This is a genomic window from Pseudomonas sp. NC02, from assembly GCF_002874965.1.
Taxonomy (GTDB): domain Bacteria; phylum Pseudomonadota; class Gammaproteobacteria; order Pseudomonadales; family Pseudomonadaceae; genus Aquipseudomonas.
Genome location: NZ_CP025624.1, coordinates 6,593,654 through 6,618,144 on the forward strand (window position 1 = coordinate 6,593,654; position 24,491 = coordinate 6,618,144).

Sequence of the window (24,491 nt, forward strand, 5' to 3'; positions counted from 1 at the left end):
GCGGGATCACTCGCCGATGGCAGCCTTGTAGCCGGCAGCGTCCAGCAATTTTTTCAGTTCATCCGGGTTGCTTGGCTTGAGCTTGAAGATCCAGGCGCCGTAAGGGTCGGAGTTCAACAGCTCTGGCTCACCGCTCAAGGCGTCGTTCACCGCGATCACTTCGCCAGCAATTGGCGAGTAGATATCCGAAGCGGCCTTCACCGATTCAACCACGCCGGCCTGGTCAGCCGCCTTGAACACGTTGCCGACTTCGGTCAACTCAACGAACACTACATCCCCCAATGCTTCCTGGGCATGGTCCGAGATCCCGACGGTCACGGTGCCGTCAGCTTCCAGACGGGCCCATTCGTGACTTTCGGCAAAACGCAGGTCGGCAGGGATATCGCTCATAGTCTGTGTCCTCAAGGAAAAATGTCAGCGGCCATTGGCCCGCCGGAAAAGTTAGATCAATGTTTTGCCATGGCGCACGAACGTCGGTTTGACCACCCGAACCGGGTACCACTTGCCGCGGATTTCCACCTCGGCCCGGTCAGCAGTCGCCGACGGCACACGCGCCAGGGCAATGGATTTGCTTAGCGTAGGAGAGAAACTACCACTGGTGATCTCTCCTTCGCCAACATTGGCGATACGAACCACCTGGTGAGCGCGTAAAACCCCGCGCTCTTCCAGCACCAGGCCGACCAGCTTGGACTTCACACCCGCAGCCTTTTCGGCTTCCAGGGCGGCGCGGCCGATGAAATCCCGCTCGGCCGGCTCCCAGGCGATGCTCCAGGCCATGTTGGCTGCCAGGGGCGAGACGTCCTGGTGAATATCCTGACCGTAAAGGTTCATGCCGGCCTCGAGGCGCAGCGTGTCGCGGGCGCCGAGGCCGATGGGCGAAATGCCTGCGCCTACCAGGTCGTTGAAGAACGCCGGGGCCTGATCGGCCGGCAGGACAATTTCAAGACCGTCTTCGCCGGTGTAACCGGTGCGCGCGATAAACCAGTCGCCGTCAGCCAGGCCTTCAAAGGGCTTGAGCTGATGGATCAGGGTGGCGCGGGACTGGGTCACCAGTTCAGCGATCTTTTGCCGGGCATGGGGGCCTTGAATGGCGAGCATGGCCAATTCGGGCCGCTCGCGGAGCTGGGCCTGATAGCTGCCGAGCCGAGCCTGCATCCAGGCCATGTCCTGGTCACGGGTGGCAGCGTTGACCACCAGCCGGTAACCGCCCTCGGTACGGTAGACGATCATGTCGTCCACCACGCCGCCCTGCTCGTTGAGCATGGCGCTGTATAACGCGCGGCCGCAGCCGTGCAATCGGTCAACATCATTGGCCAGCAAATGCTGGAGCCATTCCTTGGCCTGGGGGCCTGTGATATCGATCACGGTCATATGGGATACATCGAACACCCCGCAGTCGCGTCGCACCTGATGGTGCTCCTCAACCTGCGAGCCGTAGTGCAAAGGCATATCCCAACCGCCAAAATCGACCATTTTCGCGCCAAGGGCGAGATGCAGGTCATACAGAGGCGTGCGCTGTCCCATGGGTTTCTCCTTCCGGGCGTGGCGAAGGTGCGGACGGTCGCCGTTCGGGCCGCACGCCTTGAAATACAAGGCCTGTAGCCGCGTTCAGCAACCCGATCTGAAAGATCGACCGCACCGAATGCCGCGCATTGTAGCCTCAAGCCGTAGGACTGGCACCTAACCGATTCGTCGCGCCGAACGTCGGATCAACCCGATGACCGGTAACAGCCCCACCAATACCAGGGTCAGGGCCGGCAGCGAAGCCCGCGCCCACTCCCCTTCGCTGGTCATCTCGAAAATCCGCACCGCCAGCGTGTCCCAGCCGAACGGGCGCATCAGCAGGGTCGCCGGCATTTCCTTGAGCACATCGACAAACACCAGCAGCGCCGCGCTCAGGGTGCCCGGCAGCAAAAGTGGCAGATACACTTTGCAAAACAGTCGCGGCCCGCTGACCCCAAGACTGCGGGCGGCTTCCGGCAAGGACGGACGGATTCGCGCCAGGCTGTTTTCCAGCGGCCCGTAGGCCACCGCAATGAAGCGCACCAGATACGCCAGCAGCAAGGCCGACAAACTGCCCAGTAACAGCGGTTTGCCGGCGCCCCCCAGCCAGCCGGAGACCGGGATCACCAGTTCACGATCCAGGTAGCTGAACGCCAGCATGATCGACACCGCCAGTACCGAGCCGGGCAGCGCGTAGCCTACGTTGGCCAGGCTGATGCCGGAGCGGATGGCCCGGGTGGGCGCCAGGCGATGGGCGAACGCCAGCACCAGGGCCACGCTGACGGTGATCAGGGCAGCCATACCGCCCAGGTACAGGGTATGGACGATCAAACCGGCGTAGCGCTCGTCCAGGTCGAAACGGCCACGCTGCCAGAACCAGGCCACCAGTTGCAGCATCGGGATCACGAACGCGCAGGCGAACACCAATCCGCACCAACCGCTGGCCAACGCCGCCTTGAACCCGCGCAGATGGTAAAGCGCCTTGCCGCGAGGTCGCTCGTTGCTCGGCCGGCTGGCGCCCCGGGCACGGCGTTCGCCGTACAGCACCAGCATCACCAGCAACAGCAACAGGCTGGCCAGTTGCGCGGCACTGGAGAGGCTGAAAAAGCCGTACCAGGTCTTGTAGATGGCGGTGGTAAAGGTGTCGAAGTTGAACACCGAGACGGCACCGAAATCCGCCAGGGTTTCCATCAGCGCGAGGGCCACGCCCGCACCGATGGCGGGACGCGCCATGGGCAGGGCCACCCGCCAGAACGCTTGCCACGGCGACTGCCCCAAGACACGCGCCGCTTCCATCAGGCCTTTGCCCTGGGCGAGGAACGCGGTGCGTGCCAGCAGATAAACATAGGGGTAGAACACCAGCACCAGCACGATGATCACACCGCTGGTCGAGCGCACACGCGGCAGGCGCAAGCCTGTACCAAACCATTCGCGCAGCAGGGTTTGCACCGGGCCGGAGAAGTCCAGCAGGCCGACGAAGACGAAGGCGAGCACATAGGCGGGAATCGCGAAGGGCAGCATCAACGCCCAGTCCAGCCAGCACCGGCCGGGGAATTCGCAGAGGCTGGTCAGCCAGGCCAGGCTGACGCCCAGCAGCGTAACGCCCACACCGACGCCCAGCACCAGGGTCAAGGTGTTGCCCAGCAGACGTGGCATCTGGGTTTCCCACAGGTGGGACCAGATCTGGTGGTCGATGGTCTGCCACGACAGCAACAGCACGCTCAACGGCAGCAGCACCAGGGCGGCAACGGTGAAGACCGGCAGGTACCAGCGGCGTTGGGCGGGATGGGCCAAAGGTTAATTCTCAGAGAATGAATAGCTTGAAGCCAGCGCTAACCAATGTGGGAGCGGGCTTGTGTGGGAGCGGGCTTGCTCGCGAAAGCGGCGTGTCAGTCAACGCATATGTGACTGATACACCCTCTTCGCGAGCAAGCCCGCTCCCACACAAGCCCGCCCCCACATTTAGATCGGCGGCGCCTTGCAAATTGTATCTAGTTCCAGCCAGCGCGATCCATCAAGCGAATAGCCTCAGCCTGGCGCTTGCCCGCCACTTCCACCGGCAATGTATCGGCCACAAACTTGCCCCAGGTCGCCACTTCCGCCGACGGCGGCACCGCCGGGTTGGCCGGGAACTCCTGATTCACATCCGCAAAGATCTTCTGCGCTTCCGGCGTGGTCATCCACTCCACCAGCGCCTTGGCTGCTTCCGGGTGCGGTGCATGCTTGGTCAGGCCGATGCCCGACAGGTTGACGTGCACCCCGCGGTCGCCCTGGTTCGGCCAGAACAACTTCACCGCCAGGTCCGGCTTCTGCTTGTGCAGGCGGCCGTAGTAGTAGGTGTTCACGATGCCCACGTCACACTGCCCGGCGTTGATCGCTTCCAGCACGGCAATGTCATCGGAGAACACGTCGGTGGACAGGTTGTTGACCCAGCCCTTGACGATTTCTTCGGTCTTGGCCGCGCCGTGGGTTTCGATCAGGGTGGCGGTCAGCGACTGGTTGTAGACCTTCTTCGCGGTGCGCAGGCACAGGCGGCCTTCCCACTGCTTGTCGGCCAGGGCTTCGTAGGTGGTCAGGTCGCCCGGTTTCACGCGATCGGTGGAGTAGGCGATGGTCCGCGCTCGCAGGCTCAGGCCGGTCCAGGCATGGGCCGAAGAACGGTATTGAAGGGGAATATTCTTGTCGATCACCGCAGAGGTGAACGGCTGCAGGATGCCCATCTGCTCGGCCTGCCAGAGGTTGCCGGCGTCGACGGTGAGCAGCAGGTCGGCGGTGGCGTTTTCACCTTCGGCCTTGATGCGCTGCATCAGCGGCGCTTCCTTGTCGGTGATGAACTTCACCTGCACGCCGGTCTTCCTGGTGTAGGCGTCGAACACCGGCTTGATCAGTTCGTCGATGCGCGAGGAGTAGACCACGACCTCATCGGCCGCCTGCACGGTGGTGCTGCCGATAAGAGTGAGTGCCAGGGCAGTCAGGAGGCGCTTGGGTGCCAACATGGGTGCGGTCTCTCATTTGCAAAAAGAGCGCAAATGATAAAGACTCACATTTGGTAACGCTCAACGGAGCCGTTACCAGATGTTGCACAGCACCCTCAGGCCTTGGCCAGCTCCGGCAAATCCCCGGTCAAACCCAATGCCTGACGCACAAACAACGCCTTGGCCTCCGGCATCTGCTCAACCACCTTCAGCCCTGCATTACGCAGCCAGCGCAACGGCAGTTGATCGGCCTGGAACAACCGCTCAAAGCCTTCCATCGCCGCCATCAGCGCCAGGTTGTGCGGCATGCGCCGACGCTCGTAACGGCTGAGCACCTTCACATCCGCCAGGCGCTCGCCGCGCTCGTTGGCCGCCAGCAGCACCTCGGCGAGCACCGCCGCATCGAGGAAGCCCAGGTTCACGCCCTGCCCCGCCAGCGGATGAATGACGTGGGCCGCGTCGCCAATCAATGCCAGGCCTTCTGCCACGTAACGTTTGGCGTGGCGCTGACGCAACGGCACGCACAGCCGTGGATCGGCGCTTATCACGCTGCCCAGGCGGCCTTCGAAGGCATTTTCCAGTTCACGGCAGAAGCTTTCATCATCCAGCGCCATCAAGCGCTCGGACTCACTCGGGGTGGTCGACCAGACGATCGAACACCAGTCTTCCTGCCCGTCCCGCACCAGCGGCAGGAATGCCAGCGGGCCATTGTCGGTAAAACGCTGCCAGGCCGTCTTTTGATGCACCTGGCTGCTGCGCACACTGGTGACGATGGCGTTGTGCAAATAATCCCACTCACGGGTAGCGGTGCCGGTCAGGCGACGTACTGCCGAGTTGGCACCGTCCGCCGCGACCACCAGTGGCGCGCGCAAGGTGCGGCCATCGGCCAGGGTCAGCAGCCAGTCATCGCCGGAGCGGCGCATCTGTTCCAGGCGCGCATTGGCCAGCAGGCCGAGGTCGCAGTCGTGCAGGCGGTCGAGCAAGGCGTCCTGGACCACACGGTTTTCAACGATATGCCCCAGCACCTCGGCATGCACGCTGGCCGCCGAGAAGTGGATCTGCCCGGTGCCGCTGCCGTCCCACACCTGCATCTCGCCGTACGGGCTGGCACGTCGCTCGACAATCCCGTCCCACACGCCAAGGCGCTCGAGGATGCGCTGGCTGGCGGCCGACAAGGCGCTCACCCGCGGTTCGAACGCAGCATGAGGGTCGAACGGCTTGACGCTCAGCGGGCTGCCGTCGAGCAGCAGCACCTGCAGGCCACTGCCCTGCAACGCCAGCGCCAGGGCGCTTCCGACCATTCCGGCCCCGACAATCAGCACATCTGCGCGCATGTCCATGCTTTAAGCCTGTCTCGATTGCAGCTTGCGCCGCACGTAAAGGGTTTTGTCGACCCGCGCCACCAGGGTGCCGGAGCCGTCATGAATCTGTACCTTGAGCTGCGGTAAATACTTGTCGCCGCTGGCGGTGTGCTGGCGAATCTCGTCCAGCAACGCTTGGTCGATGGAAAATTCGGCGAACACCGGGCCTTTGCCCGGCGAGATAAAGTCGATAGCGGCAGCCTTGTCCCAGACAATGTAGTCGCGGCCCAGGTTCTCCATCAGCATCAGCATGTAGAACGGGTCGACCATCGAATACAGGCTGCCGCCAAACTGCGTGCCGACGTAGTTGCGGTTGTACCAGCCCAGGCCCATGCGCACCTTGACCTCGCGGAAATCGCTGCCGATGTGCAACACCCGAACTCCGGCCCCGAGGTACGGCGGGTACAGGGTCATGATCCAGCGCAACAGCCGCGCCTTGCCCAGGCGTCGGGTCAGCCACTCACGCATCGGGACGGGTACCCAGGCCCATGGCCTGGCGCGCGAACCAGCGCTTGGCCGGCGGCAGCAAGTCGAGGCCCAGCAAGCCCATGTTGCGGCCCAGCGCGACCAACGGTTGCGCACTGCCAAACAGGCGGGTGACCTGATCGGAGAAGCCGACGGTGAGCTTCTGGTCCATGCGCTGACGCTCGCGGTACGCCTGCAGTGTCGCCAGGTCGCCCGGAATCGCCGGCCCGGCCAGCAGCGCCTCGGCCAACGCGTAGGCATCCCGCAGGGACAGGTTGAAGCCCTGACCGGCAATCGGGTGCAGGCTGTGGGCGGCATTGCCAAGTACGGCCAGATGAGAGCGCACTTGTTCTTCCGCTTCCACGAGCGTCAGCGGGTACAGGTGGCGCGCACCGACTTGCTTGAGGGTGCCCAGGCGGTAGCCGAACACGCCCTGCAGTTCATTCAGGAAGCTGCGTTCGTCCAGCTCGGCCAGGCGCTTGGCGTCCATGCCGATGCGGGTCCAGACCAGCGCGCAACGGTTGTCCGGCAACGGCAGCAAGGCCATCGGGCCTTCGTCGGTGAACCGCTCGAACGCCTCGCCGTTGTGGGCCTCGCTTGGGGTGATGTTGGCGATCAGGGCGCTCTGGTTGTACGGCCGCTTTTTAACGCCGATGCCCAGTTGCTCGCGCAAACCTGAGCGACCGCCATCGGCCAGCACCGCGAGGTCGCACTCCAGCACGGTTTCGTCATTGAGGGTCAGGCGGTAGCCATCGGCAAGCGGCTCCATGCGCGTAACTTCCGCCGGGCAACGCCAACTGACCACGTCCTTGTCCAGCCCTTGCCACAGGCATTGGCCCAGCCAGGCGTTTTCCACCACGTAGCCAAGCGCCGGCACACCCTCTTCCATGGCCGACAGGCGCGCGGTAGAGAAGCGGCCACGGTCCGACACATGAATCTGTTTGATCGGCTCGGCGCGGCGAGAGATTTCCTGCCACACGCCCAACCGTTGATAGATCTGCCGCGCGCCAAAGGACAGCGCTGAAGAACGCGCGTCATAGCTCGGCTGGTAGCTGTCGCCGGGGGCAAACGGCTCGATCAGCACGATCTTCCAGCCCCGGGCCTTGGCCCCGGCCTGCAAGGCCAATGCGAGGCTGGCACCCACCAGGCCGCCGCCGATAATCGCCAGGTTGACCCGGCTCATCGGGCGCTCGCCATCAATGCTTCGATCTCGGCGACGGACTTGGGCACGCCACCGGTCAGAATTTCACAGCCTTGCTTGGTCACCACCACGTCGTCCTCGATGCGTACGCCAATGCCACGCCATTTCTTCGCCACGTTCTGGTTGTCCGGCGAGATGTAAATCCCCGGCTCCACGGTCAGTGCCATGCCGACTTCCAGCACCCGCCACTCGCCGCCGACCTTGTATTCGCCGACATCGTGCACATCCATCCCCAGCCAGTGGCCGGCGCGGTGCATGTAGAAGGCTTTATAGGCTTCACTGGCGATCAGTTCGTCGACATCACCCTGCAACAATCCCAGCTTCACCAGCCCGGCAGTGATCACTTGCACCGTCGCCTCGTGGGCCTGGTTCCAATGCTTGTTCGGGGCGATTTCAGCAAAGGCGGCCTCCTGGGAAGCCAGCACGATTTCATAAATCGCCTTCTGCTCGGCGGAAAACTTGCCGCTCACCGGCCAGGTGCGGGTGATGTCGCTGGCGTAGCAGTCGATCTCGCAACCGGCGTCGATCAGCACCAGGTCGCCGTCCTTGAGCACCGCGTCATTCTGCTGGTAATGCAGGATGCAGCTGTTGCGCCCCGAGGCGACGATGGAACCATAGGCCGGCATCTTCGCCCCGCCCTTGCGAAACTCGTAGTCGAGCTCCGCTTCCAGGCTGAACTCATGCAACCCGGCGCGGCTGGCCTGCATCGCCCGTACATGGGCCGCGCAGGAAATCCGCGCCGCCTCGCGCATCACCTTCACTTCTGCCGCCGATTTATACAGGCGCATGTCATGAAGCAGATGATCCAGGGCAACAAATTCGTTCGGTGGCTGGGCGCCGAGGTGCGCTTTAGAGCGGATCACGTTGATCCACTCCATCAGGTGCCGGTCGAATTCGGCATTGCTGCCCATGGCCGAATACACCCGGTCGCGGCCTTCGATCAGGCCGGGCAGGATGTCGTCGATATCGGTAATCGGGAAGGCGTCATCGGCGCCAAAATCGCGAATCGCGCCTTCGGTGCCCGCTCGCAGGCCGTCCCACAGTTCGCGCTCGGCATTGCGTTCGCGGCAGAACAGCACGTACTCGCCGTGCTGGCGGCCGGGCATCAGCACGATCACCGCCTCCGGTTCGGGGAAGCCGCTCAGGTACTGGAAGTCGCTGTCCTGGCGGTAGACGTGCTCGACGTCACGGTTGCGGATGGCTACCGCGGCCGCCGGCAGGATGGCGATGCTGTTGGGTTCCATCTGCGCCATGAGCGCCTTGCGGCGCCGGGTGTATTCCGCTTTGGGGATATGGATCATGGGCAGATGGGCTTCCTTTCTTAGTGCAGCGACGGCTTGGGTGCAGCGGGCTCAGCCGATTTACGGGTCTCGGTGAACAGCAGCAGCGGCGCGACGCGCAGGTATTCCATGACTTCCATGTAGTCGCTTTCGCCGTCTTCGGACTCTTCCAGGGCGTCTTGCACCTGAGAGATGGCGGCCAGGTCCTGCAGCACTTCCTGGGCATCGGTGCTCAGGTCGAGGCCGCCGGCGTTCACGCCGAAACCGTGGAGGAAGCCTTGGCACCATTGGCCCAACGCGGCGGCGCGCTCGGTGAGCGGCGCGTCATCGGTAGGCAGCAGCAAGACGACGGTGACGTCATCACCGGTCAGCTCGCCTTTAACCATCTCTTGCAGGCCGATGAGCGCATTGCGCACGTTTTCGGTAGGCTCGGTTTCCAGCAGCTCGGCGACGTCGGCCAGCCAGTTGTCGGCATCAAAGCCGACACCGGTGCAGCTGCGGCCCAGCAGCACGCCGTGCAGTTCGGCAGGCGAGCAAGGATGACCGCTGGAACTCAGCAGTTTGGAAAAAGCATCGTACGGGGAGTTCTGAATGGGCATGGTGAGCTAGGCGCCAGACGGCGCAATGTCTAGAATGAAGCGCTGTATCCTAGCATCGGCAGACGTACCAAGACTATCAAGGGCGTCAGATCGTTTATCCAGCAGTTGCCATTCATCAGACAAAATCCAGTGGAACCCAATGGAAGACACCGACCTGCAAGCGCTGATGGCCAGACTCGAGCTGCTAATTAACCGGGTCGAGCAACTTAAGAGCCAAAACGGACTCCTATTAGCTCAGGAAAAGACCTGGCGCGAGGAACGCGCTCACCTCATTGAAAAAAACGAAATCGCCCGGCGTAAGGTCGAATCGATGATTTCGCGCCTGAAGGCCCTGGAGCAAGACTCATGAGTTCAAGCAATAGCGTCACCGTGCAGATTCTCGACAAAGAATATTCGATCATCTGCCCCCAGGAAGAACGCAGCAACCTGGTGAGCGCTGCCCGCTACCTGGACGGCAAGATGCGCGAAATCCGCAGCAGCGGCAAAGTCATCGGCGCCGATCGCATCGCCGTGATGGCCGCCCTGAACATTACCCACGATCTGCTGCATAAGCAGGAACGGCCTGACGTGCAGGCCAGCGGCTCGACGCGCGAGCAGGTGCGCGACCTGCTGGAGCGGGTCGATCTGGTACTTTCTACCGATCCAGAGCCACCCAAGGGCTGATTGTGGCGTCGGTTTCGGGTATACTCGCCCCACTCCCTGGCGTGCTTGCCAGTCGGCGATGTCCCTGAGCCGATTCGCACTACCCTGGAAGTTACACGTTGGGCTGGTGTGCATGTCCGCTAGACGGAAAGCCTTAAAGCCTACTGTTTCTTCCACCTTGAACTTTCGGGTTCAAGGGCTAAGTCGACAGCGGTTCTGTCGGGGAGCCTGATTCCCAAATCCAATGCCAGTCCCAGGACTGGCATTGTTTTATGAGCCGAAAACCATGACCGAACCTGCGCCGCTTTCACGCCCGCAACTTCGACGCATGCTGCGCAAAGCCCGCCGCGCCCTGACGCCAAGCGAGCAACGCCAGGCCGCCCTGGGCCTGTATCGGCAACTGGCACAGCACCCGCTGTTTCGCCGGGCCAAACACCTATCCTTATATCTACCGACGGACGGTGAAATCGATCCGCGCCTGCTGCTGCGCGCTGCACAGCGCCGGGGCAAGGCGACTTACCTGCCGGTGCTCAGTGCATGGCCGCGAACCAAGATGGTGTTCCAGCGAGTGCGCCCCGGCGAAAAGCTGAGGCCCAACCGTTTTCGCATCCTCGAGCCCCAGGTAAATGCCAGCCGACAACGCAAGGTCTGGGCGCTGGACCTGGTGCTGCTGCCACTGGTTGGCTTTGATGATGAGGGCGGACGGTTGGGCATGGGCGGCGGGTTTTATGACCGCAGCCTGGCCTACATGGCCCGCCGGAAATCCTGGCGCAAGCCGACGCTGTTGGGCCTGGCCCATGAATGCCAGAAGGTCGAACGATTGGCACAGGCAAGCTGGGATGTACCGCTTGAGGGCACAGTCACCGATAAGGATTGGTATATAGCAGAGACGCTACTGGAATCAGCAGCGCCTTGAAGACGGGTCAGCGTTTGAACGGTTGCGGCTGTTGCTGTGCGAGTTCAATCGGTGCGTCAGTCTTGTTCGACCACAAGCTCTGCGCATAGCCGGTGGTCACAACGCCCAGGCCGAACAAAATAACCAAAATCCATAGTAAATCCGGTTTGCGTTTCATCGATTGCCCCCCTTCAGGCATCTTGCACACGATGACAGCAACGTTCCATTAGTAGTCCGTGCCAGCTGCGTCAAGCTCAAAACCCCGGCATTCTGCGTTAACGTGAACCAACACGCAAACCTTGACGCCAACCGACTGTCGGTTTGTCATAAAATTGCAGGACAACTTTCCCAATCGACTTTTGAGGAGCGAAAACATGGCCTATTGGCTGATGAAATCCGAGCCCGATGAACTGTCCATCAAGGGCCTGGAAAAGCTCGGCGAGGCCCGGTGGGACGGGGTGCGCAACTACCAGGCGCGGAACTTCCTGCGGGCGATGGCGGTGGGTGACCAGTTCTTCTTCTACCACTCCAGCTGCCCGGAACCGGGGATTGCCGGCATCGGTAAAATCGTCGAGGCAGCCTACCCGGACCCGACCGCGCTGGAGCCCGACAGTCATTATTTCGACGCCAAGGCCAGCCCTGAAAAAAACCCGTGGAGCGCGATCAATGTTGCCCACGTCGAGACCTTTGCGAAGGTCCTGGGGCTGGGCTATCTGAAACAGCAAACCGCCCTCGCCGAGTTGCCCCTGGTGCAAAAAGGCAGCCGCCTTTCGGTGATGCCGGTCACCGCCGAGCAATGGGCCGCCGTACTCGGCCTGCGCTGAAACAGCAGAACCCTGCGGTCACGCCCATGGCGCATGCATCTGCGCGCCAACCGGGTTAGGCTGGCGCTTCATTTGACCCGCATCAAGGGCCTCCGGGCAGGATCGGTCAAACTAGGACGCTAACGCCGCAGGATGCACCCATGTCGACGAACCACCGCACCTCCCATCTTTTCGCCATTCCATTGATTGTCTTGCTGCTGGCCGCCGGCGGCTTCGGCTATTGGCAATCCACCCAAGACCGCCTGCCCGAAGGCTTGAGCATGGGCAATGGCCGGCTGGAATCGACTGAAGTGCAGATCGCCGCCAAGATCCCCGGTCGCCTCGCCGAAGTGCGGGTGGACGAAGGCGACAAGGTGCTCAAGGGCCAACTGCTGGCGCGCATGGACACCCGCACCCTGGAAGCCCAGCGCGCCCAGGCCGAAGCCGAAGTGCTGCGGGCCAGGGAGAATTTCGCTGCTGCCGAAGCCAATGTGCAACTGCGCCGGAGCGAACAACTGCTGGCCAGCCAGGAACTCAAGCGCACCCAGGAGCTGTACAAGCGCGGCTTCGCCAGCGGCCAGCTGATCGACCAGCAGCAGGCCCGGCAAAACACCGGCAACGCTGCCGTGGTCGCCGCCCAGGCCCAGGTCAATTCGGTAAAGGCCGCCATCGGCGCCGCCCAGGCTCAGGTCGCCCAGCTCACCAGTGAAATCGAAGACAGCAGCCTGCGGGCGCCTATCGACGGCATCATCCAGCTACGCCTGGCCGAACCCGGCGAAGTGCTCGGCGCGGGTGGTCGCGTGTTACTGCTGATCGACCCCAACGACCAATACATGAACCTGTATCTGCCCGCTTCGGTAACCGGCGCCCTGACCGTCGGCAGTGAGGCTCGGATCGTCCTCGACGCCCTGCCGAAGCAACCGCTGCCGGCGAAAATCAGCTTCGTCGCCGCCAAATCGCAGTTCACCCCCAAGGAAGTGGAAACCCGCGACGAACGTCAGAAGCTGGTGTTCCGGGTCAAGCTGCGCCTGACCCAACCAAGCGCCGTGCCCCAAGCCAAACCGGGCATGCCCGGCGCCGGCTATGTGCGCACCGCTGACCTGGACTGGCCGGCCAACCTGCAATGAACGGCCTGGCGCTGCACGCCACGGGGATCAACCATCGCTACGGCAAGCAACAGGCGCTGATCGACATCGCCTTCAGCCTGCCCGCCGGCACACGCTGCGGGTTGATCGGCCCGGACGGCGCCGGCAAGTCGAGCCTGCTGGGCTTGATCGCCGGGGTCAAAAAGCTTCAACAAGGCGAACTGCAAGTACTCGGCGGCTCCATCGAAGACCGCCGCCACCGCAACAGCCTGTACCCGCGTATCGCCTTCATGCCTCAAGGCCTGGGCGGCAACCTTTACCCCGAGCTGTCCATCAGCGAAAACATCCGGTTCTTTGCCACGCTGTTCGGCCTGTCAAAAGCCGATTGCGACCAGCGCATGCACAACCTGCTGCTGGCCACCGACCTCGCACGCTTCGCCGAGCGACCTGCCGGCAAGCTCTCCGGCGGCATGAAGCAGAAACTCGGCCTGTGCTGTGCACTGATCCACGACCCGGACCTGTTGATCCTCGACGAACCCACCACCGGCGTCGACCCGCTGTCCCGTCGACGCTTCTGGGAACTGGTGGAAACCGTACGCAGCGAACGCCCGCAGCTCACACTGCTGGTGGCCACCGCCTACATGGAAGAAGCCGAGCAGTTTGAACACTGCCTGATGCTCGACCGCGGCAAGCTGATCGCCGACGGCCTGAGCAGCGAACTCGCCGCCGCGACGCCCAGCGGCAAACTGGACGAAGCCTTCACCCATTTCCAGGGCGACAGTGCCCATAACAACGAACCGCTGGTGATTCCGCCCCGGCAAAGCGACAACACCGACATCGCCATCGAAGCCCACGACCTGACCCTGCGCTTCGGCGACTTCACGGCAGTCAACAAGGTCAGCTTCGCCATTGGCCGGGGCGAGATCTTTGGTTTCCTCGGCTCCAACGGCTGCGGCAAGACCACCACCATGAAAGTCCTCACCGGGTTGATGCCCGCCACCGAGGGCACCGCCACGCTGCTGGGCAACCCGGTAAACGCCAAGGACCTGGCCACCCGCAAGCGCGTGGGTTTCATGTCGCAAAGCTTCTCGCTGTACGGCGAACTCAGCGTGCGCCAGAACCTGGTGCTGCATGCGCAGTTGTTCGACCTGCCCAAGGCCGAGAGCGGCCAGCGCATCGACGAGTTGATCAAGCGTTTTGACCTGGGCGACGTTGCCGAGCAGCCGTCCGGCGAGTTGCCGCTGGGCCTGCGCCAGCGCTTGTCCCTGGCGGTGGCGGTGCTGCACCGCCCGGAAGTGCTGATCCTCGATGAGCCGACCTCGGGCGTCGACCCGGCCGCGCGGGATGACTTCTGGCGGCTGCTGATCGAACTGTCCCGGGAACAGGGCGTGACGATCTTCCTGTCCACCCACTTCATGAACGAAGCCCAGCGCTGCGACCGCATCTCGCTGATGCACGCGGGCAAGGTGCTGGCCTGCGACACGCCGGACGCGCTGCAACAGCAGTTCCACGGCGAAACCCTGGAAGCGGCGTTCGTCACCTGCCTCGAACAGGCCCAAGGCGCGCCCGAAGCGGCCACCGCGCCCTCCGAAACCGTCAGCGAACCCATGGCCCCACCCGTCAGCAAACACGGGTTCAGCGTCGCCCGCCTGTTGGCCGTGGCCAGCCGCGAAGGCAAGGAACTGCTGCGGGACAAAGTGCGCATGGCCTTCGCCCTGTTGGGGGCGATTTTCATGATGGTGATCTTCGGCTACGGCATTTCCCTGGACGTGGAGAAACTCGCCTTCGCCGTATACGACCAGGATCAGACGCCGCAAAGCCGCGCCTATCTGGAGGCCTTTCGCAGTTCGCGCTATTTCGCCGAACAGTCGCCGATCACTGACTCCAACGAACTGCACAAACGCCTGCAGCGCTCGGAGATCAAACTGGCGCTGGAGATTCCGCCAGGGTTCGGCCGCGATCTCTACGCCGGCCGCCAACCCGCCGTGGCCGCCTGGCTCGATGGCGGCATGCCGTTCCGTGCGGAAACCAGCCGCAATTATGTCGAGGCCGTGCACCAGGCCAACCTCCAACAACTGGCCGAACTGAACAGCACACCACTGAATCAGCAAGCCGCCGCCAAACTGGAAACCCGCTTTCGCTACAACCAGGACGTGGTCAGCGTGAACGCTATCGGCCCCGGCGTGATGGCGCTGATCCTCGCCTTCATCCCGGCAATGCTCACGGCCCTGGGGATCGTGCGCGAGAAGGAACTGGGCTCCATCACCAACTTCTACGCCACACCCCTGACCCGCCTGGAATTCCTGTTGGGCAAGCAGGCGCCGTACCTGGCCGTGAGCCTGATCAACCTGGGCCTGCTGGTGGCGATGAACCGCTGGCTGTTCGGCGTGCCGTTCAAGGGCAGCGGCGTGACCCTGGCTTTCGGCGGCCTGCTGTATGTGCTGGCCACCACCAGCATGGGCCTGCTGATTTCCGCGTTCACCCGCACCCAGATCGCAGCGATTCTGGGCACCATGATCATCACCAGCCTGCCGACCATCCAGTTCTCCGGGCTGATCGTGCCGCGCTCGTCCCTGGAAGGCGCCGCCGCGTTGATGGGCATGTTGTTCCCGGCGGGCTACTTCCTCGACATTGCGGTGGGCACCTTTACCAAGGCCCTGGACCTGCGTCAGCTATGGCCACAGTGCCTGGCGCTGTTCGGGTTTTTCCTGGGGTTCACCGGGCTTAGCCTGATCATGCTCAAGAAGCAGGAGGCCTGAGATGCACAAGTTCGCCCATATCCTGCGCCTCGGCATCAAGGAACTGACCAGCCTGCGCCACGACAGCGTGTTGCTGCTGTTCCTGCTCTACGCCTTTACCGTCGCCATCTATATGCCCGCCGCCGGCTCGGTGATCGGCGTGCACAACGCCAGCGTGGCCTTTGTGGATGAAGACCACAGCGCGCTTTCCCGGCAACTGGCCGAAGCGCTGCAACCGCCGGAATTCCAGGCGGCGGTGCCGTTGCCGTACGACCAACTGGACAAGGTGATGGACAGCGGCCAGTACACCTTCGTGATCAACGTGCCGGCGAATTTCCAGGCCGACCTGTTGGCCGGGCGCCAGCCGGGGGTGCAGGTCAACGTCGATGCCACGGCCATGAGCCAGGCATTCATGGGTGCCGGGTATATCGGGCGGATTTTCCAGCGGGAATTGCTGACCTATGGCAACCAGGCCGATGCCGCCCAAAAGGCGCCGGCGCTGCTGACCACCCGGGCGCTGTTCAATACCAACCTGGAAGGCGGCTGGTTTCTGGCGGTGATTCAGATCGTCAACAACATCACCATCCTCGCCATCGTGCTGACCGGCACCGCGCTGCTGCGTGAGCGCGAACACGGCACCCTCGACCATTTGCTGGTGCTGCCGCTGACTGCGCTGGAAATCATGCTGGCGAAAATCTGGAGCAACATGCTGGTGGTGGTGCTGTGCACCTGGCTGTCGCTGGAAGTGGTGGTGAAAGGCTTGCTCGGCGTGCCGCTGGCCGGGTCGCTGACTTTGTTTTTGCTGGTGACGGCGCTGTACCTGTTTGCCAGTACTGCCCTCGGCATCTTCCTCGCCACCCTCGCCCGCTCGACGCCGCAGTTTGGCCTGCTGGCGATCCCGGTGATTATCCCGATGCTGCTGTTGTCCGGCGGCAGCACGCCGCTGGACAGCATGCCGCAGTGGTTGCAATGGGTGATGCAGGGCTCGCCGTCGACGCACTTTGTGAGCCTGAGTGCGGCAATTCTGTTCCGGGATGCGGGTGTGAATGTGGTGTGGCCGGACTTGCTGGCGCTGGCGGGGATTGGGTTGCTGTTCTTTGCGGTGGCGTTGGCGCGGTTCAGGAAGAGCCTGGCTTCCTGAGGTGTCTGTCAGGGCCTCTTCGCGAGCAAGCCCGCTCCCACACTTGACCGAGTTCTAACATGAGAATGCGGTTAATTGTGGGAGCGGGCTTGCTCGCGAAGGGCGCGAAGCGACCGGCTTACTGGATGATCAGGTTGTTGAACAACAGATCCTCAACCTGCGGCTTGCCGGTTTCGTCGTTCATCACTTGCTGGGTCTGCTTCAGGGCTTCCTGGCGCAGTTTTTCCTTCCCATCAACGCTGCTCATGGTGTCGTTGGTCTGCTGGGTAAACAACGCCACCAATTGGTTGCGAATCAGCGCGTCGTTGGCTTTCACGGCTGCGGCCGCCTCGGGACCGGTGACCCGCAGGGCGATATCCGCCTTGAACACCCGCAGCTTCGCGGTGCCATCCAGGCCGTAGTTACCGACAAACGGCGGGCTCAGGCTGATATAGCTGACCTTCGGCGCTTCGCCTTCTTTGGCTTCTTCGGCCAGGGCTGCCGTCGGCAGTGTCAGGGCCAGCATCAACAGGATCCACGCTTTCACAGTTCATTCCTCAATTCGGTTGCCCAGTAGCATAACGCTAGCAGCCCTGAGCACAAGCTTATGGCGACTTATCAGGCCGGGGCATGCTCGTTGACCCGTCGCCCTGCCCACCTACACTTATCGGCCAACACGCCAAAAGGAATAGTCCGATGAAAGCTGTGCTGTGCAAAGCCTTCGGCCCCGCCGAAAACCTGGTGCTGGAAGACGTCGAAAGCCCGGCGATCAAGAAGAACGAAATCCTGTTGGACGTGCATGCGGCCGGGGTCAATTTCCCGGACACCCTGATCATCGAGGGCAAGTACCAGTTCAAGCCGCCCTTCCCATTTTCGCCAGGCGGTGAAGCGGCAGGCGTGATCAGCCAAGTCGGTGAGAACGTCAGCCACCTGAAGGTCGGTGACCGGGTGATGGCCCTGACCGGCTGGGGCAGCTTCGCCGAGCAGGTCGCGGTGCCGGGCTACAACGTGCTGCCGATCCCGCCGAGCATGGACTTCAACACCGCCGCCGCCTTCAGCATGACCTACGGCACGTCGATGCACGCCCTGAAGCAGCGGGCCAACCTGCAACCCGGGGAAACCCTGCTGGTGCTCGGTGCCTCCGGCGGCGTCGGCCTGGCTGCGGTGGAAATCGGCAAGGCCATGGGCGCCCGGGTGATCGCCGCGGCCAGCAGCGCCGACAAGCTGGCGGTGGCCAAGGCTGCCGGTGCCGATGAGTTGATCAACTACAGCGAAGCCAGCCTCAAGGACGAGATCAAACGCCTTACCGGCGGCAATGGCGTGGATGTGATCTACGACCCGGTGGGCGGCGACCTGTTTGACCAGGCCATTCGCGGCATCGCCTGGAATGGCCGGCTGCTGGTGGTGGGCTTTGCCAGCGGGCGCATTCCTGAGTTGCCAGTAAACCTGGCGCTGCTCAAGGGCGCGGCGGTGGTCGGGGTGTTCTGGGGGTCGTTCGCCCAGCGCCAGCCGCAGGACAATGCCGCCAACTTCCAGCAACTGTTCGGCTGGTTCGCCGAGGGCAAGTTGAAGCCGCTGGTGTCCCAGGTGTACCCGCTGGAGCAGGCGGCGCAGGCGATCAACGACCTCGGCCAGCGCAAGGCTGTGGGCAAGGTCGTGGTGCAGCTACGCTGACTATTGTTTCATTTTGTCCGCGGAGTGCCTGGGCCCATGATCGGCCGAGGCACTCACTCACTGGCAGGAATGAATAATGGTCACACCGCTGCGCGCGCTGTTTCTGGGGTTGTTGATGATGGTGTCGGCTCACGCCTTTGCCCATAAAGAGGGCAAGGATGTACGCGGGCTGAACAACGTGACGGTGCTGATCGTGCGCCATGCGGAAAAACCCGATGAAGGTCCGTTGCTGAGCCCCAAGGGCGAACAGCGGGCGGCGGCCTACGCCAGCTATTTCGACCCGCTGCTGTTGAACGGCATCTCCGTGGTGCCCCAGCGGCTGATCGCTACCAGCGACAGCAAGGAAAGCTCTCGCCCGCGCCTGACCCTGACACCCCTGGCCCAGCGCCTGCAGCTCCCGCTTGAAACACCCTACTCAGACGATCAAGTCGGCAAGCTGGTGAAGTCCCTGCGCAAGTCCAACCAGGCGCAGACCGTGTTGATCGCCTGGCATCACGGGCATATCGACAAGTTGATCGAGGCCTTCGGCGGTGACGGCGCGGCGCTGACCGGGATGAAGAAATGGCCGGAAAATGTGTATGACTGGCTGATCGTGTTGCGCTTCGACGACCAGGGTCAACTGGTGGAATCCCGCAGCCAGAAGATCCAGGAACACCTGCTTCCAGGTGATATCGCAGCCGCCAACGGCAACTGAACCGAATCACTGCCTGTGGTGAGGGAGCTTGCTCCCTCACCACAGCTTCTTGGCATCCCCTCCTGAAAACGTCCCTCACTTGCCTCTAAGCGACATGTTCGTAAAAGAACATGCAATTGCACTCAATTCCTATGCCCGCAGATAAGAGGCGGTGCTATTTTCGGTAACGAAACTGTAACATTCGCATCCGCAGTCAAAACAAGAAATCTGGAGCTCTTGAATGTTTGCTTTCTTCCGTCCTGCCGCACATCAGGCGCCCCTGCCTGAAGAAAAAATAGACAGCACGTACCGACGCCTGCGCTGGCAGATCTTCGCCGGTATTTTCTTCGGTTACGCCGGGTACTACCTGCTGCGCAAGAACTTCTCCCTGGCCATGCCGTACCTGATCGACGAGGGTTACACCCGTGGCCAGCTGGGCCTGGCAATGTCGGCGATCGCAATTGCCTACGGCCTGTCCAAGTTCCTCATGGGCCTGGTGTCCGACCGCTCCAACCCGCGCTACTTCCTGCCCTTCGGCCTGTTGGTGTCCGCCGGGGTGATGTTCATTTTCGGTTTCGCACCTTGGGCTACCTCCAGCGTGACCATGATGTTCATTCTGCTGTTCATCAACGGCTGGGCCCAGGGCATGGGCTGGCCGCCAAGTGGGCGGACCATGGTGCACTGGTGGTCGCAGAAAGAACGTGGCGGTGTGGTTTCCGTATGGAACGTGGCGCATAACGTCGGCGGCGGCTTGATCGGCCCGCTGTTCCTGCTGGGCATGGCCTGGTTCAACGACTGGCACGCGGCGTTCTACGTCCCGGCTACCGTGGCCCTGCTGGTGGCGGCGTTTGCCTTCATCACCATGCGCGACACCCCGCAATCGGTGGGCCTGCCGCCCATCGAGCAATACAAGAACGATTACCCGGAAGGCTACGACGCCAGCCACGAGGACGAATTCAGCGCCAAGGAAATCTTCGTCAAGTACGTGCTGCGCAACAAAATGCTCTGGTACATCGCCTTCGCCAACGTCTTCGTCTACCTGCTGCGCTACGGCGTGCTGGACTGGGCACCGACGTACCTCAAGGAAGCCAAGCACTTCGACGTGGATAAAACCTCGTGGGCGTACTTCTTCTACGAGTGGGCGGGCATTCCGGGCACGCTGCTGTGCGGCTGGATGTCGGACAAGATCTTCCGTGGCAACCGTGGCCTGACCGGCATTGTGTTCATGGGCCTGGTCACCGTGGCGACCCTGGTTTACTGGCTCAACCCGCCGGGCAACCCGATGATCGACATGATCGCGCTGTTCTCCATCGGCTTCCTGATCTACGGCCCGGTGATGCTGATCGGCCTGCAGGCGCTGGAACTGGCACCGAAGAAAGCCGCCGGTACCGCAGCGGGCTTTACGGGCCTGTTCGGTTACCTGGGTGGTTCAGTGGCAGCGAGTGCGGCCATGGGCTACACCGTTGACCATTTTGGTTGGGACGGTGGTTTCGTGCTGCTGATCGGCGCGTGCCTGCTGGCCATCGCGTTCCTGATCCCCACCTTGTGGCACACCAATAGCGTCAGTGCCGCACGTTAATCGTCGGAACAGCCTTTGGAACACCGCTTGAGCCGCGCCTCCAGATTCTTGTCTGGCATGGCGTGGCTACGCAGGGCGTTGACGGTCTGCTCGACATAATCGCGCGTAGTGCCGTAACGCCCGCAAGCGCTTTGCAACACGTGATTCAGCACGATGTCGGGCAAATTGCCGGCATAACTGGGCAGGTGCCGTTCCAGGACAAATCCCAATGCCTGCACCTGGCTGCCATCTTCCAGACGACAGCTGAGCCAGTGCGGCCGGTACGAGGGATACGGCATCTCGCGCTGCCACAGGGCATACAGCGAGGCCTCCAGTTGATCTTCCGGCAAGCGGTAGGCAAACCCGCTGCACGAGCCGCCGCGATCCAGGCCAAACACCAGCCCCGGTATTTCCGGCGTGCCCCGGTGCTCATGGGACCACAGGTACAAGCCCCGGTGATAACCGTGGACCCGCGCCCGCATCCGCTGTGTCGACGAACATTCAGGCCGCCAGATCAGCGAACCGTAAGCGAATAGCCAGACCGGCCCACCCTTGTGCAGCGCCATGGTGGCTTGCATCGAGCTCATCAACTGTTCGTGAGTGAGTTGCGGCCCCAGATCGAGCCGCGGAGGGTAAGCCAATTGCAAAAGATCAGATTCAATGGCGGTCATGGCAGATCGCTTAGGTCTCCTTTGTTGTTACGAGAAGCTGTTACCAGTTGTAAGCAACTTTACCGTAATAGAACGCGCCGCTGTAACCGTACGGCGAAAAAGTGCTATAGGCCAAATTGCCACCACTGCTGGCGTAGGCATTGAGTTTTTCCGGGTATTTGTCGGTGACGTTGTCGCCGCCAACGGTGAAGGTCCAGTTTTTCAGCTTGTAGTCGGCTGACAGATCCAACAGCCAGGCGGCCTTGAAGCGCTGGTCGTTGGTCGGGTCGGCCTGGTAGCTGGTGAATGAACCATAGCGCACCAAATTACTGTGCAGCGCCCAGTTGCCGAAACTCAGGTCGTTGCCCAGGCTCAGCTTGTGCTGTGGCGTGGTATCGCCCAGCAGGCCGATGCGCTCGCGACGATCCACCCGAACCAGGCTCGCGCCCAGGCTATCCAGTACGGACGGGTTGGCTTTTACGTCGGTGACCTTGGTGTGGTTGTAGTTGTAGCCCACGGTGCTGTTCCAGCGCACACCGTTGTCCAGTTGGTAGCGATAGTTGGCCACCAGGTCGACGCCATTGGTGGTGGTGTCGGTGGCGTTGGTGAAGTAGCGCACCGTGGTGTAGTTGATGTTGCCGACGCCATTGGCCTGCAGATACGCGAGCGCAGCCGGGTTCTTGCTCAGGTCCAGGTTGGAGGACAGGCTGATGCGGTCGCTGATGTCGATACGGTAGACATCGGCGGTCACGGTCAGGTTGTCGGTCGGCTCCAGCACCAGGCCGAGACTGTAGTTGCGGGACTTCTCGGCTTTCAGGTCTTCAGCGCCGAGCAGGCGCGCCACCTGGCTGTTGGCCGGGAAGGTGCCGGCTTCCTGGATGGTGTTGCCGATCAGTTGCGACGAGGTGTAGGCGAAGTTTTGCTGTGCCAGGGACGGCGCACGGAAACCGTTGGATACACTGCCGCGCAAGGCCACTTGCGGGGTGAAGTCGTAGCGCGCCGAGAGCGAGCCGCTGACGTTGGAGCCAAAATCACTGTAGTCCTCGTGACGCACGGCGGCGGAGGCACTGAGTTTTTCGGTGAAGTTGGTTTCCAGGTCCAGGTACTGCGCCCAGTTGTGGCGCGTGCTGGTGCCGGCGTCGGAATCACGGAAGCCGCCCAGGCCCGAGCTGCCGGTCTGGTAGTAGGACGCCGGGTCGCCCGCCTTGATCTGGTAACCCTGGTCCAGGTATTCGCCGCCAAACGCCACCGACACTGGATACGGCAACCAGCCCAGGCTGAATTCCCGCGACAGGTCCAGGCTGAGTTGCTTCTGGTCATTGACCAACGTGCCGTTGTCGAACTTGCGCGGCGTGGCCAGGCCCAGCGAGGTGTTGATGGTTTCGGTACCGATCTGGTACTGGTTCTTGCCGTAGTTGACCGACACATCGTAGTGCCAGTCATAGGCCAACAAGCCGCGCAGGCCGACCGCCAGGGACGTGTCTTCCACGTCACCGCGAATCAACGGCAGGTAACCATTGGGGTTGAGCGCAGGAATGTTGTTGCTCGCGTTACTGGCCCGGTAGAACGCCGCCGTCTCGCCGCGGGTCTTGCTGTAGCCGCCAAACGCATAGAACTCGGCCGCATCACTGAAGGAATATTCCGAGTTGAGAAACAGCTTGCCCTGGTCAGTGGCCGGCTCGCCCTGGCGGAACACCCGCTGGCCGTAGGTCGTCGAACCAACGCTGCCCGGACGCAGGTCCTTGCCGGCGCGGTTGGTGTAATCGTTGTCGGCGCCTTCGGCAGAGATGTTGATAAACCCGTTATCGCCCAGCGCCACACCGGTGTTGCCGCTGAGGTTGCGCTGGATACCGTCGCCCTTCTTGTACTCACCAAACTTGCTGGTGATCGAGCCGCCGTGGTCGTCATGCTTGAGGATCACGTTGATCACCCCGGCAATCGCATCGGAGCCGTAGCGGGCCGATGCGCCGTCACGCAGCACCTCGATATGGTCGACCGCCGACAACGGGATCGCATTCAAATCCGCCGGCGCCGAGCCACGCCCAACCGCACCGCCGAGATTGACGAAGGCACTGGTGTGGCGACGCTTGCCGTTGACCAGCACCAACACCTGGTCCGGTGACAGGCCACGCAGCTGCGCCGGGCGCACCAGTTCGGCACCGTCTACCAGGCTCGGGCGTGGAAAGTTGATGGAAGGAATCAATCGGGCCAACACCGCGCCCAACTCATCAGAGCCGGTGCTGCGCAAGGTGTCGCCGGAAATCACATCGATAGGTGACAACGAGGCACTGGCGGTGCGCTCTTGGGCGCGGGTGCCGGTGACAATGACTGTATCGAGTTTGGGTACATCGGCAGTGGCCGTTTCGGCGGATGCCACTGGACTGAATCCCACAGCGGTCAGCAAATTAGCCGACAAAATCGCCGTGTACAGCAGGTGCTGCTTGTTGCTCCCCATACCGCTCCCCTTGGAATCAAAAGCCAGAACGTCAATGCTCTGAGCTCGTACGATCGATCCGTGTGGCGGACGGTGGCGGTCATTTATTGGTTATTGGCAGAAAGTCGGTAGTCCGTTGGCATATAGCTTAATGATATTTATGTAACAAATTAAATACCTTTAAAGAATAAGCGAATGCATAAGCCCAGGCCGCTCCGCTCATCAGGATTGGCTGCCTCAATCCCTGTAGTTTCAGCGCAGGTTCAGCCTGGGGGCACGCTGAGCCTTCAAAATAGGCGCCTGTCACGACCCACCTGGCCGCCAACCGAATCGACTACCGAGGTCACTCCATGAAATACCGACTGCCCAGCCTGTTGTTCCTGGCACAGGCCACCACCGCCCTGGCGGCGGAAGTGCCGACCCAGGACGAAAAAGGCTTCTGGTATGCCCAGACGAGCGTCTACACCCGGCATTTTGCGCCGGACAAGGACCACAACAACAACCAGGACCTGATCGGCCTGGAGCGCAATGAAGCGTCAGGCCTGGTGTATGGCGGGGCGACGTTTCGCAACTCGTTCAGCCAGCGTTCGTACTACGCCTATGCCGGCAAACGCTACGACATGCCCGATTACCCGGTGTACTTGAAGCTGACAGGGGGTGTGATCCAGGGCTATCGCGGCAAGTACCGCGACAAGATTCCGCTGAATGGACTGGGGGTAGCGCCGGTGATCATCCCCTCGGTGGGCACCCACTACGGGCCGGTCGCCGCCGAGCTGGTGTTGCTCGGGTTCAATGCGGCGATGGTGACCACGGGCGTTCGTTTCTGATCGAGCCG

Annotated in this window: 24 protein-coding genes and 1 other RNA gene; 12 read left to right on the forward strand and 13 right to left on the reverse strand. The window is 62.3% G+C overall.

Annotated features, from left to right (window positions below):
• Positions 1-6: 6 nt before the first annotated feature.
• From gcvH to C0058_RS31175, 9 genes are all read right to left on the reverse strand, one after another.
• Entirely contained in the window at positions 7-390 is a 384-nt protein-coding gene (gene gcvH, locus C0058_RS31135) for a glycine cleavage system protein GcvH (protein ID WP_087693282.1), read from the reverse strand.
• A 51-nt stretch (positions 391-441) separates the two neighbouring features.
• Complete coding sequence (gene gcvT, locus C0058_RS31140) at positions 442-1,524, reverse strand: glycine cleavage system aminomethyltransferase GcvT (protein WP_003213938.1); 1,083 nt, start codon at positions 1,522-1,524, stop codon at positions 442-444.
• 156 nt (positions 1,525-1,680) lie between these two features.
• Positions 1,681-3,297 carry an iron ABC transporter permease gene (locus tag C0058_RS31145; protein ID WP_102370132.1) on the reverse strand — a complete coding sequence of 539 codons (1,617 nt, stop codon included), beginning with the start codon at positions 3,295-3,297 and terminating at the stop codon, positions 1,681-1,683.
• 197 nt (positions 3,298-3,494) lie between these two features.
• On the reverse strand, positions 3,495-4,499 hold the full coding sequence (locus C0058_RS31150) for an extracellular solute-binding protein (RefSeq protein ID WP_003213942.1): 1,005 nt from the start codon (positions 4,497-4,499) through the stop codon (positions 3,495-3,497).
• Between the two features lie 95 nt (positions 4,500-4,594).
• A complete protein-coding gene (locus C0058_RS31155) occupies positions 4,595-5,812 on the reverse strand; it encodes a 2-octaprenyl-3-methyl-6-methoxy-1,4-benzoquinol hydroxylase (RefSeq protein ID WP_162835188.1) in 1,218 nt (405 codons plus the stop codon).
• 9 nt (positions 5,813-5,821) lie between these two features.
• The gene (locus C0058_RS31160) at positions 5,822-6,307 is read right to left on the reverse strand and encodes a DUF4442 domain-containing protein (RefSeq protein ID WP_003213946.1); all 486 of its coding nucleotides are present in this window, start codon (positions 6,305-6,307) and stop codon (positions 5,822-5,824) included.
• Positions 6,300-7,487: a 2-octaprenyl-6-methoxyphenyl hydroxylase gene (gene ubiH, locus C0058_RS31165; protein ID WP_102370133.1), complete on the reverse strand. Its 1,188-nt coding sequence runs from the start codon at positions 7,485-7,487 to the stop codon at positions 6,300-6,302. Before ubiH ends, C0058_RS31160 begins: the two co-directional genes overlap by 8 nt.
• On the reverse strand, positions 7,484-8,806 hold the full coding sequence (pepP, locus tag C0058_RS31170; protein WP_102370134.1) for a Xaa-Pro aminopeptidase: 1,323 nt from the start codon (positions 8,804-8,806) through the stop codon (positions 7,484-7,486). The genes ubiH and pepP overlap by 4 nt, the downstream gene beginning before the upstream one ends.
• A gap of 20 nt (positions 8,807-8,826) precedes the next feature.
• Positions 8,827-9,384: a YecA family protein gene (locus C0058_RS31175; RefSeq protein WP_003213952.1), complete on the reverse strand. Its 558-nt coding sequence runs from the start codon at positions 9,382-9,384 to the stop codon at positions 8,827-8,829.
• A 139-nt stretch (positions 9,385-9,523) separates the two neighbouring features.
• Between C0058_RS31175 and C0058_RS31180 the strand changes: the two genes are divergently transcribed.
• The 4 genes from C0058_RS31180 (at position 9,524) to C0058_RS31195 (ending at position 10,942) form a co-directional block, all read left to right on the forward strand.
• Positions 9,524-9,733, forward strand: a complete 210-nt coding sequence (locus C0058_RS31180; RefSeq protein WP_003213954.1) for a TIGR02449 family protein — start codon at positions 9,524-9,526, stop codon at positions 9,731-9,733.
• Positions 9,730-10,047, forward strand: a complete 318-nt coding sequence (locus tag C0058_RS31185) for a cell division protein ZapA (RefSeq protein ID WP_003213956.1) — start codon at positions 9,730-9,732, stop codon at positions 10,045-10,047. Before C0058_RS31180 ends, C0058_RS31185 begins: the two co-directional genes overlap by 4 nt.
• A 30-nt stretch (positions 10,048-10,077) precedes the next feature.
• Positions 10,078-10,256, forward strand: a non-coding RNA gene (ssrS, locus tag C0058_RS31190) — 6S RNA.
• 56 nt (positions 10,257-10,312) lie between these two features.
• Entirely contained in the window at positions 10,313-10,942 is a 630-nt protein-coding gene (locus tag C0058_RS31195; protein WP_102370312.1) for a 5-formyltetrahydrofolate cyclo-ligase, read from the forward strand.
• Positions 10,943-10,949: 7 nt separating this feature from the next.
• On the opposite strand, the gene C0058_RS32865 is transcribed toward C0058_RS31195, so the two are convergent.
• A complete protein-coding gene (locus C0058_RS32865) occupies positions 10,950-11,099 on the reverse strand; it encodes a hypothetical protein (protein WP_003213959.1) in 150 nt (49 codons plus the stop codon).
• Between the two features lie 196 nt (positions 11,100-11,295).
• Between C0058_RS32865 and C0058_RS31200 the strand changes: the two genes are divergently transcribed.
• From C0058_RS31200 to C0058_RS31215, 4 genes are all read left to right on the forward strand, one after another.
• On the forward strand, positions 11,296-11,745 hold the full coding sequence (locus C0058_RS31200; protein WP_003213961.1) for an EVE domain-containing protein: 450 nt from the start codon (positions 11,296-11,298) through the stop codon (positions 11,743-11,745).
• Positions 11,746-11,885: 140 nt separating this feature from the next.
• On the forward strand, positions 11,886-12,851 hold the full coding sequence (locus tag C0058_RS31205; RefSeq protein ID WP_003213963.1) for an HlyD family secretion protein: 966 nt from the start codon (positions 11,886-11,888) through the stop codon (positions 12,849-12,851).
• Positions 12,848-15,568 carry a ribosome-associated ATPase/putative transporter RbbA gene (rbbA, locus tag C0058_RS31210; RefSeq protein WP_102370135.1) on the forward strand — a complete coding sequence of 907 codons (2,721 nt, stop codon included), beginning with the start codon at positions 12,848-12,850 and terminating at the stop codon, positions 15,566-15,568. The genes C0058_RS31205 and rbbA overlap by 4 nt, the downstream gene beginning before the upstream one ends.
• 1 nt (position 15,569) lies before the next feature.
• On the forward strand, positions 15,570-16,688 hold the full coding sequence (locus C0058_RS31215; RefSeq protein WP_102370136.1) for an ABC transporter permease: 1,119 nt from the start codon (positions 15,570-15,572) through the stop codon (positions 16,686-16,688).
• A 118-nt stretch (positions 16,689-16,806) separates the two neighbouring features.
• Here C0058_RS31215 and C0058_RS31220 read toward each other — a convergent pair whose 3' ends face one another.
• Entirely contained in the window at positions 16,807-17,214 is a 408-nt protein-coding gene (locus tag C0058_RS31220; protein ID WP_003213967.1) for a flagellar basal body-associated protein FliL, read from the reverse strand.
• Positions 17,215-17,363: 149 nt separating this feature from the next.
• Here C0058_RS31220 and C0058_RS31225 point away from each other — a divergent pair, with 149 nt between their 5' ends.
• The 3 genes from C0058_RS31225 to glpT all read left to right on the forward strand — a co-directional run bounded on the left by C0058_RS31225 (position 17,364) and on the right by glpT (position 20,593).
• A complete protein-coding gene (locus C0058_RS31225; protein WP_003213968.1) occupies positions 17,364-18,341 on the forward strand; it encodes an NADPH:quinone oxidoreductase family protein in 978 nt (325 codons plus the stop codon).
• 76 nt (positions 18,342-18,417) lie between these two features.
• Positions 18,418-19,035 carry a flagellar basal body-associated protein FliL gene (locus tag C0058_RS31230; protein WP_008438881.1) on the forward strand — a complete coding sequence of 206 codons (618 nt, stop codon included), beginning with the start codon at positions 18,418-18,420 and terminating at the stop codon, positions 19,033-19,035.
• A gap of 220 nt (positions 19,036-19,255) precedes the next feature.
• On the forward strand, positions 19,256-20,593 hold the full coding sequence (glpT, locus tag C0058_RS31235; RefSeq protein ID WP_003213972.1) for a glycerol-3-phosphate transporter: 1,338 nt from the start codon (positions 19,256-19,258) through the stop codon (positions 20,591-20,593).
• Here the strand turns inward: glpT and C0058_RS31240 are convergent.
• Entirely contained in the window at positions 20,590-21,243 is a 654-nt protein-coding gene (locus tag C0058_RS31240) for a gamma-glutamylcyclotransferase (protein WP_003213974.1), read from the reverse strand. The two genes, glpT and C0058_RS31240, sit on opposite strands and share 4 nt — an antisense overlap.
• Before the next feature lie 40 nt (positions 21,244-21,283).
• A complete protein-coding gene (locus C0058_RS31245) occupies positions 21,284-23,677 on the reverse strand; it encodes a TonB-dependent siderophore receptor (protein ID WP_003213976.1) in 2,394 nt (797 codons plus the stop codon).
• A gap of 329 nt (positions 23,678-24,006) precedes the next feature.
• On the opposite strand from C0058_RS31245, the gene C0058_RS31250 reads away from it, so the two are divergent.
• Positions 24,007-24,483 (forward strand): hypothetical protein, encoded by a 477-nt coding sequence (locus C0058_RS31250; protein ID WP_003213979.1) that lies wholly within the window; start codon positions 24,007-24,009, stop codon positions 24,481-24,483.
• Positions 24,484-24,491 lie beyond the last annotated feature (8 nt).